Origin of the sequence: Pseudomonas sp. JV245A (genome assembly GCF_032424515.1) — a bacterium.
In the GTDB taxonomy this organism is placed as follows: Bacteria; Pseudomonadota; Gammaproteobacteria; order Pseudomonadales; family Pseudomonadaceae; genus Aquipseudomonas; species Aquipseudomonas protegens.
In genome coordinates this window covers 1-15,600 of record NZ_VYKE01000126.1, presented here as the reverse complement: position 1 = coordinate 15,600, position 15,600 = coordinate 1, and the positions used below count along the sequence as shown (strand labels likewise).

Sequence of the window (15,600 nt, the reverse complement as noted above, 5' to 3'; positions counted from 1 at the left end):
CGCGGGTTTCCGACCCCGTACCAACGTATTCCTCCCAGGGTCCCCAGTAGGTCTGCCATGTGGGATCATCACGAATCACCAAGCGTTTAGCCTAAGGAAGAGAAGATGCTCATCGACTTTAATGAAGTGACTTACCATCAGGACTGGGAGCGCTTTGCTATGGCGTTCGTCGAGAAATTGGGACTAGTGATAGAGGATCGATGTGCGGTAGGGCCAGACGGCGGCAGGGATTTCATCGCATCCGAGAATGTGAATTTTGGTGGTAAATATCGCTGGCTGGTGAGCTGTAAGCACCGAAGCAGTGGGACCGTTGGAGTTGACGATGATGAGGCTAAGGATCACCGACTCAGAGAGTTTCGATGCAACGGGTTCATGTTTGTCTATAACCGACCACTCTCTTCGGGACTATTACAGTCTTTTAACCGCGTTCAAGCGAATACGCATGCTGGCCTTAAGGTTTTCACTGATCGCGAAATCGAATCGATACTCGTAGGAAGCCCTGATTTTTATCTTTTGATTCGCCAATATTTCCCCAAGTCATGGGAACGCTTGGCCCCAGCCCTTGAAGGTAATGACTGCGACTGTGGGCACACGGCAGGCAATATCTATCTGATTCCGTTCACCGATCCCCGGACACACCAGGTCAATCACCAACTCTGCTGCGACTACTGTGGATCGCATACGACTGAAGCAATGAGACGAGAAAATATACATTACGGCCCACTAATTCTGATTCACGCGGAGCCTTACTAAGAACGCGACAATACCCATGCGCAAACAGCTAGCGGTTAGACTTATGTATCCCTGCCTGTATCCCAGCGCTTAAAATAGCTCTGCAAGCCGCAGCCCATATGGAACACTCCAGTCTCCCTCGGGCACCAAACATGAAAAAGACCTTGAAATCCAAGGTCTTTTTTTTCGCCTGCAGAAAAGTGCCAGCACGGCGCACACCTCCCGTTGCGGGCCTCTTTCCCGCCCTGCTCAGTCGTACAAGTCCTCCACGTAGTACTCGTAGTTGTCGGCATTCTCCACCGCGTCGCTCGGGCGGTTGGCTCCCAGGTTCTGCGATCCCGCCACGCCGTAGGCGCCGGGGATATCGGTGGTGTGGCCAATGGAATGGGTCAGTTCATGCACCACGGTACCGGCCTGGGTATCGAAACCCACGCGCGGCGGCAGGGCAAAGAATGCCGTGCAGAACCAGGCCTGCACGTCCCCGCGGGCGTTGACGTAGGTGGCGGCGATATCCCCGGGCGCGTCGCAAGGGTCATTCGGGTTGACCCGGCAATAGGCCGTCAGGGTGTTGCCACTGTTGAGCTTGAAACGCACCCCGTCGAGCACTGCACGCACCCGCTGGTAGCGATCCTGGCTGAAGGTACCGAACCAGGTCCGGTAGGCCAGGTCCTGATTGCGGCGAAAGGTCGCTTCATTGTTGTTGACCTGGTTGTAGGCATTGGTCGACCAGGTAGTAGCGACGGCCACGGCATTGCTCACCGCGGTACGGTCAGCCTGGGTGGCACAGGAACCGTCAAACGCCACGTTGATGGCGAGCGCCGATTGCGCCAGCGCACCCAGGCCCAGTAGCAGCAACAGATTTTGCCAGCGACGCGCCAGACGACGGCGGCTTGAATGAACAACGGTATCAGTATCCATATTCAGCATCCTTCCATGCAGGTTCCGAGGAATGTCGCTCCCCCTGCCAGGGGCGACACTCGCATTGGATTCCCGAGGCTCGCGGTGCATCAGCAGGAATTGCTTCCGTAGCCGGCGCCAGGGCCCCGCGCGCCTGATACAAGCATCTCTCGGGCACATCCTTGATGGAGGTCAAAGAGCCGACGTTTGAGGGCCATACACTTGTAAGTGAACATTTGAACGAGACGCACAGGCCCTCCTTATATGAGTGAAGAATCCACCCTCCGCACCCAGCCCAAAGCCTTGCCGGAAGCCAGCTCCGCCAGCCCTGCCAAGAGCACCCCGCGCAAACCCGCAACGCCGCGCCCGCGTCGCCCACGCACAGCGAGCAAGGCTGCACCGGTGAAAGCCGCCGAGGCCGAAATCAGCGCCATCAGCCAGAAGCCCATGGCCCTGCAGGTGGCCAGCGCGCCGCGCGGCTCCAACGAAGACAGCGTGTCCGCTGCGCTGCCGGGCAATTATCCGTACCGCAACCGCATGCGCCGCGCCGAGTACGAAAAGGCCAAGAACGAACTGCAGATCGAACTGCTCAAGGTGCAAAGCTGGGTCAAGGAAACCGGGCAGCGCATCGTGGTGCTGTTCGAAGGCCGTGACGCTGCTGGCAAGGGCGGCACCATCAAGCGCTTCATGGAACACCTCAACCCCCGCGGCGCGCGGATCGTGGCCCTGGAAAAGCCCTCGGAACAGGAAAAGGGCCAGTGGTACTTCCAGCGCTATATCCAGCACCTGCCCACCGCCGGGGAAATGGTCTTCTTCGACCGCTCCTGGTACAACCGCGCCGGGGTGGAACGGGTGATGGAGTTCTGCTCGCCCCTGCAATACCTGGAGTTCATGCGCCAGACCCCGGAGCTGGAGCGCATGCTGTGCAACAGCGGCATCCTGATGTTCAAGTTCTGGTTCTCGGTGAACCGCGAAGAACAGCTGCGCCGCTTCATCTCCCGTCGGGACGACCCGCTCAAGCACTGGAAGCTATCGCCCATCGACATCAAGTCCCTGGACAAGTGGGACGAGTACACCGCCGCCAAACAGGCGATGTTCTTCCACACCGACACCGCCGATGCCCCTTGGACGGTGATCAAGTCCGATGACAAGAAGCGCGCGCGAATCAACTGTATCCGCCACTTCCTGCACGAGCTGGACTACCCGGGCAAGGACCTGAAAGTCGCCCATGCCCCGGACCCATTGCTGGTGGGCCGCGCCTCGCGTGTACTGGAAGAGGATGAAGGCACCCAGGCCCAGGCTGCGACAGATCCGCGAACCACGCGCCTGGCCTTGTCAGCCTGAATTCCGGGCAAAAAAAACTGCGCGCAGACAGGCGGGTCTGTGCGCAGCAAAAGTCGAGCGGATCTATGAATCAGAGCACTGGATCAGCTCGAGGCCTCAGGCAGCCTCGGTCACCGGCGTCACCTTCTCCGGTGGTTTGATAGAGCCGATGTACACCGCAAAGATGGTCAGCAGCGCACCCGCGATCTGCAGCGCCGAGCTGGCCTTGCCGAGAAAAGCCACATCGACGAAGTAGGTGATCACCGGCTCCAGCAGCAGGATCAGCCCCGCCAGGCCCAGGCTGATGGCACCGATGGATCGGTTGACCAGCAACCAACCCACGAATTGCACCATCACCCCGTAGATGATCAGCATCACCAGGGTCTGCCCATCGACGATGGCCAGGCTTTCCCCCATGGCCAGGGCATACACCAGCAGCACCAGCGCGGCCCACAGGCTCAGGTTGAGCATCTGTGCGATCTTGTCGCCCCCACCGTCAGGCAACTGCGTGTTGACCTTGAGGAAATACACGCAAATGGCGTAGGCCAGGCCCGAGAGCACGCCATAGACCACACCCTTGATGCCCACTGCACTGGTCATTTCCGGCAGCAGCAACAGGTACAGGCCGATAAACGCCAGGGTGATGGAGATCAGGAAGTAGATCGACGGCTTCTCCTTGAGCAGGTACAGCCCCAGCAGGGTCATGAAGAACACCTGGCAATTGGTCAGGATCGAACCGATGCCCGGGCCGACGATGTAGATGCTCTGGTGCCAGAGCACCAGGTCGATGGCCAGGAACACCCCGGCCAGGGCCGTGTACAGCTGCGCCTTGGCGCTCTTGAGCAGCACCGGGATGCGCCGCACCTTGAGCAGCAGGAAGAACAGGATCGAGGCGAACAGCATGCGGTAGAACCCGGCCCCACCGGCGCCGATGTGGGCAAAGGCCACCGCCAGCGCCGACAGGCTGAGCATCAAGCCACCAATGGTCAGCTCGATGATGGCGCGGTTGGTATTAGTCGACATGCGCGACTCCATTAATGAAGACCAGAGGATCGACGTCCTGGTCCGGGTCACTTAACTTGCCCTGCTCCAGCACCTGTTGCATGGCGTCGAAAATGCTCGCCAGGCCGGCCTGCAGCGTTTCGCTGCTGATGGTCAGCGCCGGCATCAGCTTGAGTACCTGGTCCACCGGACCGCAGCGCTCGATGATCAGGCGGCGGGCGAAGCAGGCACGCATCACCGCGGCGGCCTGGGCCGGGTCGTGGAACTCGATGCCGTAGAACAGCCCGCGTCCGCGCACATCCTTGATATGCCCGGCGAAGCGTTCGGTCACCTCAGCCAGCCACTCCTTGAGCTGTGCTTCGTTGGCCTGGATGTGCTTGACCAGGCGGTCATCGCTCCAGAACTCCTGCACGGTCTTGGTGGCGGCGACAAAGGCCAGGGTGTTGCCGCGGAAAGTGCCGTTGTCCTCGCCAGGGGACCATTGGTCCAGTTCCGGGCGATGCAGCAGCAGGGCGAAAGGCAAGCCGTAGCCGCTGAGGGACTTGGACAGGCAGACCATGTCCGGGGTGATGCCCGAGGGCTCGAAGCTGAAGAAGGTCCCGGTGCGGCCGCAGCCGGCCTGGATGTCGTCGACGATCAGCAGGATGCCGTGCTCGGCGGTCAGCTGGCGCAGGCGCTGCAGGAACTCTGCCGAAGCCACGTTGATCCCGCCTTCGCCCTGGATGGTTTCCAGGATCACCGCTGCCGGCAGGTCCATGCCGGAACTGTTGTCCTTGACCAGGCGCTCGAAGTAGGCGATGGAATCCAGGCCTTCCAGGTAACCGTCGAACGGCATGCGGAACACATAGGGATCCACCCCTGGCTGGCGGTTGTCACGGTTGCCGGTCAGCCCCAGGGAGGTGTTGGACATGCCGTGGAAGCCGTTGGTGAAGGCCACGATGTGCCGGCGCCCGGTGACCTTGCGCGCCAGTTTGACCGCCGACTCCACCACGCTGGTGCCGGTGGGCGAGGTGAATTGCATTTTGTAGGGCAGGGCCCGGGGCGCCAGGATGATCTTGCGGAAGTTGTAGATGAACTCCTGCTTGGCCCGGCTGTGCATGTCCAGGGCGGCCTGGATGCCGTCCCGTTGCAGGTAGTCGATCACCGCGGCCTTCACCGCCTTGGGGTTGTGGCCATAGTTCACGGACCCGGCGCAGCTCAGGAAGTCGATATAGGCCTGGCCTTTCAGGTCATACAGATGACTGCCCTGGGCCTGGTCGAAGACCACCGGAAAGCTGCGGCAGTAACTGCGCGCCGAAGACTCCACATCCGCAAATACGCCCAACTCATCCATTTCTGAAATATCCATTGCTGCCTGCTCACATAAAGGGGTCGAGGTTCAGGATTCGATGCAGCGGCTCAAGCGATCTTTTCTGCAGCCTGGGCCAGGCCCAGTTGCTGGTTCAGCGAGTTGAAAATGTCCCGCGAGCGCAGCGACAGCAGGCTGAAGGAGCCGGCATCGCCATAGCCGTGGGAGGATTCGCACAGACCATTGAGGTACAACGCGGGCAGATGGCTGCCCTTGGCTGCGGCCAGGCTGTAGTCGCGCCCGATGCGGATCACGCCCTGAGCGTCGCTCTCCAGGTGTTCGGCCAGGTCCTTGAGGATCGCCGGGTAGCGTTCTTCCTGGGGGCCGGTGCCGAGGTTGCGAAAACCCGTGGCCAGGACGATCGCGTCCAGCCCGCCCAGCTCCTCGGTGGCGTGGGTGCTGCTGTTGCGCAGCGACAGGCTGTAGCCCTCGCCGTCCGGCGTGCAGCCCTGGATCTCGCTGAGCCCCTTGATGATCACGCGCTCGCGGCCCTGCAGCTTGTCCTCATACATGCCCACGTAGAGTTCCTTGATTACGTCGGCATCGGCAGCGGAATAGTTGGTGTAGTGCAGGTGGCGGTTGATGTTCTTCTTCGCCTCGGCGGAGCTGTTGTAGTACTGGTCGACGAAGGACGGGAAGTACACGTGCTCGCTGAACTGGCTGGTGTCCTTGAGGCGGAAGCCGTAGCCGCGCTGCACGCTGACGATTTCCAGGTTCGGGTAGGTGTGGCGCAGGTGCAGGATGATTTCGATGGCGCTCTGGCTGCCGCCGACCACCGCCACGCGCTTGAGCTCACCCTTCTGCGCCAGGCTGGCCAGGCGCCCCAGGTACTGGGTCAGGTGGAACACCCGGTCCGCCGCGGCGTTGGCGAACACCTGCGGAATCACCGGGGTGCGGCCCGGGGCCAGGACCACGGAGCGCGCCTGGTACTGCACGCCGGCCTGGGTGGTGATGGTGTAGAGGTTGCTGGCCGGGTCGACCTGGATCTGGCTCACGCTCTGGTTGTAGGCCACGTCCCGGGCGAAAAAGCCGGCAACCCAGCGTACGTACTCGGCGAACTCGCTGCGCAGGGGGAACTCCAGGCCCAGGTTCAGGTGTTCGAACAGGCGGTCGTTCTCGAACAGGAAGTTGGTGAAGGTGTAGCGGCTGCGCGGGTTGCGCGGCGTTACCAGATCACGGCTCGGGTGGTTCTGGATATCGCTGCCGGAGAGCATCATCTCCGGCTGCCATTGAGTGCTCGCGTGACGCTCGAGAAACAGCCGGGTGCCGGCAAATTCCATCTCTTCCATGGCGATGGCCAGGGCGATGTTCGCCGGGCCAAAACCGATGCCGATCACGTCGTAAACTTGCCCTTCACGGCCAACATCCTTGGCAGTCACTTTATGAACACTCATAAATTCCCCTTCCTGCAACAAAAGTCAGACTCGAAAAAGCAGAAAAAACACCAGGGTCTTTTCTGCCTTCCGTCAAATAGCCATTAATTTTTAGTTAGCGTTATTCGTTATAAATAGTTCGGCTTTTTCAAACTTCTTCCGCAGCCAACTTCAGCCACTTTTGTACTGGCGGGTAGGCCAGAACTTGTTCGACATAAGCCTGAAGTTGTGCCGGCACCGCCACGCCATAACGACGGAAGCGGAACACCACCGGTACGAACATGGCATCGACGATGCCGAAGTCGCCGCACAGGAACTGCTTGGAGCCGCTGGCGTGGCGCAGGTTGGTCCAGATGTCGAAGATCCGCTGGATCTCTTCCTGGGTGTCGGCGGTCAGCGGCTCGGGGGTATCGCCGGTGTTCAGGCCGAAGGACATCTGGGTACGCAGGTTGACGAACCCGGAGTGCATTTCCGCCGCGGCAGCGCGGGCCTGGGCCTTGACCAGCGGGTCCTGGGGCCACAGGTTGGCCGCCGGATAGGCACCGGCAACGTACTCGCAGATGGCCAGGCTGTCGTTGATCACCACCTTGTCCAGCAGCAGTGCCGGCACCTTGCCCGAGGGCGAATAGCGCAGGATCTGCTGGCGGGTGTCATCCTGTTCCAGCTTGACCTGAAGGGTCTCGAAGGAGACGTCTGCCGTTACAAGAACCAGCCATGCACGAAATGACCATGAAGACTTTTTGTAATCCCCAATAACTAGTTTTGTAGGCATCACTTCCCCTAGCTCGCGTTGTGAAATGGGTGCTAAATTTAGCGGCCCTCTTTTCCAACGTATTGCACAAAACTGGACAAACTCATGGATGAGCACCAACCCGGCAAAGTCTTTAGGCCAGACAAGGATTTCGTGCAGTTTTGGCGAATACCAGAAGGCGACTGTGAGTTGTTATCGGCGCGTTACAGTACTCAGTCTTTTGGCAGGCATTCACATGATCGGTATGCAGTAGGCGTTATAAGCAGCGGGGTGGAAAAACTCTTCTATAGAGGCAGCTACTACCTGGGCAGCGCCGGCAGTGTGGTCACCATCACCCCGGGGGAAATTCATGACGGCCTCCCCGGGCATGACCAGGGCTGGATGTACCGCATGCTTTACCTCGACCCGGGCTGGGTCAACCGGGTGATTTTCCAGGGCCGCTTCGGCGCCGAGCACATCCATCTGTTCCAGAATGCCCTGAACCTGGACCCCAGCTTTGCCCTGACCTTCCTCCAGCAACACCAGATCATCGAAAATTCCCCACCCAGCCTGGAGCGCGAATCCATCCTCCTGGACCTGGTGACCCAACTCTTCGAACGCAGCGGCGCCCCCATTGCCGCCATCGCCAGCGCCGAGCGCAGCGCCGTCAAGTTCATCAAGAAGAAGCTCGAAGACGAATACGCCCGGCACATTCCCCTGGAAGAACTGGCGCAACTGGTGGACATGGACCCGCTTTACCTGATCCGCGTGTTCAAGAAGACCGTCGGCGTCTCGCCCCACAGCTACCAGATCCAGAAGCGCGTGGCCCAGGTGCAGAACCTGCTGCGCACCGGCGCCAGCCTGGCGGAAGCCTCGTTCAGCTGCGGCTTCTTCGATCAGAGCCACATGACCCGCGCCTTCAAGAAGGTGGTGGGCATTACCCCCGGCAGTTTCCGTAACAGCCGCGCCTGAGGCGCGGCCTTCTTTCCCTGTTGTTCCCGTTTGAGCAAGGACCCGCTGTATGCCCACGATCCAGACCCCGGAATGCACCCAACTGCCGGCCGGCGCCGTCGCCTACCCCGATGCCCAGGAGGTGTTCGTCGCCGACCAGCAGGAACTGGCCGAGCACCTGCTGCCGCTGCTGTCCATCGACGCCAACCTGATCAACCCCGGCTGGTCCGGGCGCCTGCACCTGCTGAGCCCCATCGAACCCGATGAGGGGCTGGTAGGCGAATTGACGGCAGACTGCGGCTTTGGCAGCGAACTGCTGAAGACCAACTGGATCGGCTTCAAGATCGAGAACGGCCGCTACCGCCTGTGCGGCGACCCGCGCTACTTCTTCCTGCACCCGGGCAATGCCGATCTGCCCGAGCCCCGGCGCAACGTGCGGGCCAGCCTGCAACGCCATTACGCCCAAGAGCACGCCACCTACCAGGCTTCGCGCCAGCGCTACCAGGAACTCGGCCGCCTGACCTGGCCGGAGGACAGCGACTACCACATGACCTTCATCGATCAGATGGCCGGCATCGCCGAGGGCTATGGCAACTGGGTGGAAACCGTGGAATTTCCCATGGATATCGTCGAAGCCACGGATGACAGCGGCGACATCGACGTCTGGCCCTTGAGCCCCGCGGGCCGGCGCTTCGAGCACGCGCTCAGCGTACCGGCCAGCCACTACGGAATCAGCGGCGCCGACCTCATCGTGATGTTCTACGAACCGGTGGAAGGGCTGGTGCTGTTCTGCTTCGACTGGTCCTGAGTTCCCCCCCCCTTCAGAACAGCGCCAGCGGATACTGCACGCGAATCCGCAACTGGTCGATGGAACCATCGGCCTGGGCGCTGTTGCCTCGATGCCAGATCTGCGTGGCCCGCAGGTGCAGGCCCTTCAGCGAACCGCTGCTGAAGGTGTAGCTCAAATCCAGGTCGGTTTCGTGATGACGGCCATCTTCGCCATACAGGCCACGGTAGATGCTGTTGGCCGGGGCATGACTGCCATCCACTCCCCAGCCCCGCTGATAACGCAGCCCCAGGTTCAGGTCCGGCAGCCCAAGCCAGGCCAGGCGCTGGTCGTAACGCAATTGCCAGGAGCGTTCCCGTGGCCCGTTGAAATCCGAGTAGGGCGCGGAGTTGGCCAGGACGATGGATTGCCCGGTCTGGCCGTCTCCGAAACCTATGTAGTCGAACGGGGTATCCGAAAACGAGCGCTGGTAGGCCAGGGTCAAGCGATGGGCATCGAAACGGTACGCCAGGGCATGGGAGGCGATCAGGTTGTCGATGGGGCCAAACAACGAGGCGCCGCTATCCCGGGTGCGATACAGGTTGAAGGTGTTGCTCAGGCTGCGCTCGCCAGCCAGTTCCAGGGTGTGGCCCAGGTTGAGGTAATGCTGGGTCCAGACGTCCTCCAGTTGCCCCAGGTAATAAGCCCCGCGCCATTGCTCGCCCCTGTAGTTCAGCCCCAGGTACTGGGCGCTGTCGATATTGATCCGCGCCCCGGACAAACGTCCGTATACCGTGGAAATCCCGCCTCGGGCCTTGCTTTCGGTGGGGCCGGACAAGGCACTCAGCCGCGCCGCTTCCAGGCTCAGCCCGTCCCAGTCGCGCTGCAACTGCCAGCCGTAGGCCATCCCGGGAATGATCCGGCTGTTGTTGGCCGCCAGTACCGGCGCCTGGGTGGTGAAATTGCCATAACGCAGCTGTGCCTCAGCCACCTTGAGCTTGAGGGCACCGCCAACCTTGCCATGGCTGTCCCGCGGATGCCCCTTGCCGTCCAGCGCCAGGGTGCCGGTGCCGGTGCGCCCACCGCCACTGTCGAGCTTGAAGGCCTGCATGGCAAAGGCATCGAACCCCAGGCCCAGAAGCCCGGGGGTAAAACCGGAACGGTAATACAGCTGCACCGACTGGCCCCACTCCTGGCGATAACCATTGCGCTCACTACGCGGTTTGTAGCGGTTACGGCCACTGTTGTTGGGCCCGTTGCGGTAATCCCGGGCGAAGTACTGGTTATCGAAAAACATCCGGGCCTCGCCCTCGGTGAACAGCTCCTCCCAGTTCTCATCTCCAGCCTGGCTGATACCGCCCGGGCCCAGCCACAACCCCAGCAGCACAATGCTTGTGCGATACACGGACATGGCACTGTTCCTTGTCAGTGAAGGAGCGCCGCCCGTAGCCGGCGCTCAGGGATAGGAGGTCAATCCAGGGCCAGGGTGGCGCGCAGTTCGCGCCGGGCCCGGTTGAAGTCGTCAAGGGCCTCAGGGTTGTGCAGCAGCTCGACGGCCAGGGCCACCGCCGAGATCCGCCCCCCTTCAAGGTCCGTGGGGTAATGCACCCCGGCCACCACTCGGCTTTGCCCCGCGGCAGCGGCCCGTGCAAACAGCTCGTCACGCTTTTCCGGGACCATCCGCGCCAGGAGAATGGCGCTCAGGTAGGCATCCATGGTGTGCCCGCTGGGGTAGGACTCGCCCATCGGCGGCGCCAGCACCGGCTTTACCTCGGCGCTCAGCTCATAAGGCCGGGGGCGGGCGAAATGGGCCTTGGCAGGCATCAGGGTCTGCACCAGGTCCTTGAGGGTGCGGCGGAAGAACTGCGCAGTCAGCGGGTGCCGGTCGAGAGTGAACTGCGGCCCGAAAATCTCCCCGGCAAAGGGAAATACCGCGTCGCTCAGATGATCGTCGCGTTTGGCCTGCGCCACCTGCTGCGGCGTGCGTTGGCCCTGGACCAGCAGTACGGCCTCCAGGTCCTGGCGGTCCTCGGAGCTGCCGGCAAGTGGTGGTGGAGGCAGGAAGGCCGCCAGATCCAGCGCCTGAGGCGCCAGGTAGGGCTGCACCGGCGGCTGCGCCGCATGACTGCCAAGACTGACGATCAGCAAAATAGCGCCCAGCATGGCTAAAGGTTTACCAGTCATGAAGCAGATCCTTTCTTTGGGACGAGCAATAGCGGCCCGCGACAGAGGCCACAGACAGAGAAGTGCGATTGCAGGAAGGACAAACTCAGGGCGGCGCTTGAGGCCGTGATGTCTGGCGCATGCCAGTGGACGAACAGCGGAAGACGTGATGTTCAGAACCTTGGCCCGGGGCCAGGTACTGCACAGGCGGATCGATCAATGTCCAGGCGGCAGGCGCGTTCCGGACGACCAGGGTTGCGTTCATGGTGCCCACCGTTCTTGTTGTTATCGGTTTCGGCGAGGGTGCGCCCAGGGGCGCGGTAGTGCCTGATCGAGTATCCCGGCGCATCAGGGCAGAAACCATCCTGCAAATGCAGGATGGCGCAAGTCACGCTACGGGCAGCTTGAAAAAAAGCCCAGCGGGCCAGGGCAGGAGGCAATGGAGCTCTGACGCAAACCCTCAACTGCGGCAGCGGCTACAGCGGCAACTCCACCCGCGCCTCCAGCCCACCGCCTTCACGATTGAACAGCCGCAACTCGCCGCCGTGTTCGCGGACAATGGCCCGTGCTGCCGATAGCCCCAGGCCCACGCCGCCGGTGCTCTTGTTGCGCGAGCTCTCCAGCCGGAAGAATGGTGCAAACACCTGTTCCAGAGCCTCGGGTGGAATCCCCGGGCCACGATCGAGCACGCGTACCCGCACCTGATCCGCCCCCTGTTCCAGCGCGATGGCTGGCTGCGCACCGTACTTGAGCGCGTTGTCCAGCAGGTTGGTCATCACCCGCTTGAGCCCCAGGGGCCGGCCGCAATACACCAGACGCGGCGGCCCGGTGAAGAGGATTTCCATGGACTGGTCGCGGTAGTCGTCCACCAGGGTCTGCAACAGTTCGGCCAGGTCGAAATGGGTGGCCTGCTCCAGCCGCGCATCGTCGCGGAAGAACTCCAGGGCCGAATTGATCATCGCCTGCATCTCATCCACATCGCGGAACAGGCGCTGCTGCTGGTCGGCATCCTCGATGAACTCACCGCGCAGGCGCATGCGGGTCAGCGGTGTGCGCAGGTCATGGGAGATGGCCGCGAGCATCTGGGTGCGGTCCTTGATGAAGTGCTGCAACTGCGCCTGCATGGCGTTAAAGGCAAGAATCGCCTGACGGATCTCGTGGGGCCCCACCGGATCGATGGGCGGCGCGCGAAAGTCCACGGCAAAGCGCCGGGCGCCCTGGGCGAACTGCTGCAGCGGCTTGGCCAGCCGGCGAGTGGCAATCAAGGCCACCAGGCCGGTGGAAATCAGCACCAGGGCAATTACGATCAGGTTGCGCGTGCCCTCCTCCAGCCCCCAACTGCGTGACGCCGAAGAAAACATCAGCCAGCTTTGGTCGCTCAACTGCACCAGCAGCGCGTAGCGACCTTGGTCGCTTCGCCAGTCGCTGGGCTGATAGGCCTCGATATGCCGCTGCGGTGGGCCGAGCAAGGCGCGAAACGCCTCGGAGCCGTCGCGGTATTCGGAGTCTTCCAGCAGCGGCAGATCCAGGCCCTGCCGTGTCGCCTGCCAGACAATGCTCAGGTGATCGGTGCTGACCGAAGCCGCCAACCGCGAGCGCTGGCCCGGCTCCGAGGCCTCGACCATGCGCACGATGGCCGCGGACTTCTCCAGCAACCCGGTTTCCGCCAGTGGCGGATAAGCCCAGACCCCGGCCAACTGCACGAACAGTGCATTGAACGCCAGGGCCGTGAGCATGGCCATGATGATGGTCAGGGCGATCCAGCGCGCCACGGTGTCGCGCAGGCGATAACGCCACAAGGGCTTGATCAGCTTCACTGGCGGGTCACGCTGGGGGTGAACAGATAGCCGCCGTTGCGTACCGTGCGAATCATCGCCGGGCGCTTGGTGTCGAACTCCAGCTTGCGCCGCAGGCGGCTGACCTGGACATCGATGCTGCGATCGAAGGCGTCATGGGCCTGGCCCCGGGCCAGGTCCAGCAGCTGCTCGCGGGTGAGGATGCGCTGCGGGTGCTCGACAAACACCAGCAGCAGGTCGAACTCCCCCGCCGACAGCGGAATCATCACCTGGTCCGGCGAGCGCAGTTCGCGGCGAGTCAGGTCCAGCTGCCAGTCGGCGAACTTGATCAGCGGCCGCGGCACGTCCGCGCTCACCGGCCGGTTCTCCCCGGCCCGGCGCAGCACCGCCCGTACCCGGGCCAGCAGTTCGCGGGCATCGAAGGGCTTGCTCAGGTAATCGTCGGCGCCCATCTCCAGGCCCACCACCCGGTCGCTCAACTCGCCCATGGCGGTGAGCATGATCACCGGCGTGGCGTGCTGCTGGCGCAAGCGCTGGCACAGGGTCAGGCCGTTGTCGCCGGGGAGCATCAGGTCGAGGATGATCAGGTCCGGAACCTCCCGCTCCAGAGCCGCCCACAGCGACGCACCATCGGTGGCCACCACCACCTGGTAGCCCTGTTGGACAAAAAATTTCTTCAGCAGAGCGAGGACTTCAATGTCGTCGTCCACGATCAAAAGACGGCTCACCAGCAGGCATCACTCAAGGTCGGAAAGAGCCGTTATCTAAAACCATTCGGCGCGGCCCGTCATATATTTCAACGTGGTAACAAACCTTCAGCCACGCAATAAAGCAGACATCTTTGCGCAAGGTTCACCTGCCAGCATCGGCTTCCCCTTGCTGGAGAACCCTGACCATGCGCCTGCTCAAACCCGCCTCGGCCCCAGCCCCTCTTGCCGCAAAGGAGCTGCCCATGCCCACCTGCGAACAACACGCCCTGATGCTGCTGCAACGCGTGACCAAGCTCGACAACGCCAGCCTGCATTGCCGCGAAGTCAGCCTGCGTATGTCTGAAGACCAGAATCACCTGGTGCTGACCCGCTACAGCGAGCACTACAGCCCCGAGGGCATGGAGTGGGTGGAGCGCAAGCATCGGGTGTCGGTGACCGACCTGCTGCGCTGGGTGATCGAGCAGGGCCAGCCGCAGAGCATTGAACGCGGAGAAGAACACAAGGCCTCGGCCTGAGGCCTGTAGGAGCGAGCTTGCTCGTGACGATCGCGCGCAAGCTCGCCCCTACAGAACTCCGCTAACTGATCTGACTGGCCGTGGCCACAGAGGCGCCCCTAAGTCTCTTCGGCAGACGCCTGTCTGCCCGCCTCCCCACGAACACCAACCTCTCGACACGCCAACGCACTCACCGCCAGACACCCCGCCGCCAGCGAATACACCCACACCGTGGACGCCACCGGCAGCAGCAAGCCGGCGATCAAGGGCCCGACCCCGGCGCCGATATCCCGCCACACCGCATTGGCCGCCAGGGCCCGCACCCTGCCCGCCCCCGGATGCCGCTGTGCAACCACCGTGACCACCAGCGGCAATTGCAGGGCCCGCAACACCAGCACCAGGGCGCCGCCGACAATCAGCCAATGGCAACCAAAGCCCACCAGGGCCACAGAGGTCAGCAGGGAGAAGACGATCAACATCCGCGTCGCGCCCCAGCGTTGTGCAGCGAGGCCGCCCAGGGGGCTCAGGAGCATTTCCGAAACGTAGCGCAGGGCCAGAAGCCCGCCCGCCACCAGCACCGCATTGCCCGCCATCAGCTGCTCGGCCTGCAGCGACAGGCCAATGATGAACAGACCATCCAGCACCAGCCCTTCGATAAAGGACCACAACGCCACGCTGTCGGGGCGCTGAAAACGGCGGCTGGAACTGGCCAGTGGATGGGGCTTGCTCGGCAGGCCGAAGGCCAGGAGCAGAGCGACCAGCGACGTCAGGACCATAAGAAGGAAGATCACTCGCGGGCCATATTCGACGCTGACCAGCGCTCCCAGGGGCAAGGCCAGCATCGGCCCGGTGGCGATCAGCGCCCGGGAGCGGCCGGTGCGGCGGGCGGCGCCCGTGGGCTCGGCGGTGGCCATGACCTGGGTTGAAAGGTTGAGGGCCGCGTAGGTCAGGCCCCAGCCCAGGCGCAACAGCAGCAGCCACCAAAAGCCGGACAAGGTGGCGTAACCCAGGGCACAGAGGGCGGCGGTGGCGGCGGCCAATACGCAAACCGGGCGATCACCGCGCCGGGCGTAGAAGCGCATCACATGGCTGTAGCCGAAGATCCGCACCAGGCGGTTGGCTGCCAGCAACAGGCCGGCTTCGGCCAGGGTCACGCCGAAGGCCTCGTGCTGCATGGGCAGCAACAGGTAGAGCAAGGTGTCGCCGGGCAGGCACAGGCCGAGGATCGAGGCGGCGCGGGCGGAAGCCTTATCGGTGGTGCGGGCGTGGGTATCGGGCATGGCAGGCAAACCGGCAGGTCATGAACGGCGTTCAG

At 62.6% G+C, this 15,600-nt stretch carries 15 protein-coding genes; 5 read left to right on the top strand and 10 right to left on the bottom strand.

What is annotated here, in order from left to right; genetic code table 11:
* Nucleotides 1–105: 105 nt before the first annotated feature.
* A complete protein-coding gene (locus F6S12_RS24630; protein WP_315869402.1) occupies nt 106–753 on the top strand; it encodes a restriction endonuclease in 648 nt (215 codons plus the stop codon).
* Between the two features lie 228 nt (nt 754–981).
* On the opposite strand, the gene F6S12_RS24625 is transcribed toward F6S12_RS24630, so the two are convergent.
* Complete coding sequence (locus F6S12_RS24625) at nt 982–1,650, bottom strand: M35 family metallo-endopeptidase (protein ID WP_015636885.1); 669 nt, start codon at nt 1,648–1,650, stop codon at nt 982–984.
* Nucleotides 1,651–2,076: 426 nt separating this feature from the next.
* On the opposite strand from F6S12_RS24625, the gene ppk2 reads away from it, so the two are divergent.
* Entirely contained in the window at nt 2,077–2,973 is an 897-nt protein-coding gene (gene ppk2 / locus F6S12_RS24620; RefSeq protein WP_315869403.1) for a polyphosphate kinase 2, read from the top strand.
* A gap of 96 nt (nt 2,974–3,069) precedes the next feature.
* Here ppk2 and F6S12_RS24615 read toward each other — a convergent pair whose 3' ends face one another.
* From F6S12_RS24615 to F6S12_RS24600, 4 genes are all read right to left on the bottom strand, one after another.
* A complete protein-coding gene (locus F6S12_RS24615; RefSeq protein ID WP_011063237.1) occupies nt 3,070–3,975 on the bottom strand; it encodes a DMT family transporter in 906 nt (301 codons plus the stop codon).
* Nucleotides 3,965–5,287: a diaminobutyrate--2-oxoglutarate transaminase gene (gene ectB / locus F6S12_RS24610; protein ID WP_011063238.1), complete on the bottom strand. Its 1,323-nt coding sequence runs from the start codon at nt 5,285–5,287 to the stop codon at nt 3,965–3,967. The genes F6S12_RS24615 and ectB overlap by 11 nt, the downstream gene beginning before the upstream one ends.
* A 65-nt stretch (nt 5,288–5,352) precedes the next feature.
* The gene (locus tag F6S12_RS24605) at nt 5,353–6,696 is read right to left on the bottom strand and encodes a SidA/IucD/PvdA family monooxygenase (protein WP_019094258.1); all 1,344 of its coding nucleotides are present in this window, start codon (nt 6,694–6,696) and stop codon (nt 5,353–5,355) included.
* A 127-nt stretch (nt 6,697–6,823) separates the two neighbouring features.
* Entirely contained in the window at nt 6,824–7,447 is a 624-nt protein-coding gene (locus F6S12_RS24600) for a glutathione S-transferase family protein (protein ID WP_011063240.1), read from the bottom strand.
* An 84-nt stretch (nt 7,448–7,531) separates the two neighbouring features.
* Between F6S12_RS24600 and F6S12_RS24595 the strand changes: the two genes are divergently transcribed.
* Both F6S12_RS24595 and F6S12_RS24590 read left to right on the top strand, forming a co-directional pair.
* On the top strand, nt 7,532–8,377 hold the full coding sequence (locus F6S12_RS24595; RefSeq protein ID WP_011063241.1) for a helix-turn-helix domain-containing protein: 846 nt from the start codon (nt 7,532–7,534) through the stop codon (nt 8,375–8,377).
* A 49-nt stretch (nt 8,378–8,426) separates the two neighbouring features.
* Complete coding sequence (locus tag F6S12_RS24590) at nt 8,427–9,164, top strand: hypothetical protein (protein ID WP_011063242.1); 738 nt, start codon at nt 8,427–8,429, stop codon at nt 9,162–9,164.
* Between the two features lie 13 nt (nt 9,165–9,177).
* Here F6S12_RS24590 and F6S12_RS24585 read toward each other — a convergent pair whose 3' ends face one another.
* The 4 genes from F6S12_RS24585 to F6S12_RS24570 form a co-directional block, all read right to left on the bottom strand.
* Complete coding sequence (locus F6S12_RS24585) at nt 9,178–10,533, bottom strand: OprD family outer membrane porin (protein ID WP_123472928.1); 1,356 nt, start codon at nt 10,531–10,533, stop codon at nt 9,178–9,180.
* A 59-nt stretch (nt 10,534–10,592) separates the two neighbouring features.
* Nucleotides 10,593–11,306, bottom strand: coding sequence for a phosphatase PAP2 family protein (locus F6S12_RS24580; RefSeq protein ID WP_315869401.1), 714 nt, complete (start codon nt 11,304–11,306; stop codon nt 10,593–10,595).
* Nucleotides 11,307–11,761: 455 nt separating this feature from the next.
* Nucleotides 11,762–13,102, bottom strand: a complete 1,341-nt coding sequence (locus F6S12_RS24575) for an ATP-binding protein (RefSeq protein ID WP_011063246.1) — start codon at nt 13,100–13,102, stop codon at nt 11,762–11,764.
* Nucleotides 13,099–13,809: a response regulator gene (locus F6S12_RS24570; protein ID WP_011063247.1), complete on the bottom strand. Its 711-nt coding sequence runs from the start codon at nt 13,807–13,809 to the stop codon at nt 13,099–13,101. Before F6S12_RS24570 ends, F6S12_RS24575 begins: the two co-directional genes overlap by 4 nt.
* Before the next feature lie 224 nt (nt 13,810–14,033).
* On the opposite strand from F6S12_RS24570, the gene F6S12_RS24565 reads away from it, so the two are divergent.
* The gene (locus F6S12_RS24565; protein WP_011063248.1) at nt 14,034–14,306 is read left to right on the top strand and encodes a hypothetical protein; all 273 of its coding nucleotides are present in this window, start codon (nt 14,034–14,036) and stop codon (nt 14,304–14,306) included.
* 98 nt (nt 14,307–14,404) lie between these two features.
* Here F6S12_RS24565 and F6S12_RS24560 read toward each other — a convergent pair whose 3' ends face one another.
* Complete coding sequence (locus F6S12_RS24560) at nt 14,405–15,565, bottom strand: MFS transporter (RefSeq protein WP_315869400.1); 1,161 nt, start codon at nt 15,563–15,565, stop codon at nt 14,405–14,407.
* Nucleotides 15,566–15,600: the final 35 nt, after the last annotated feature.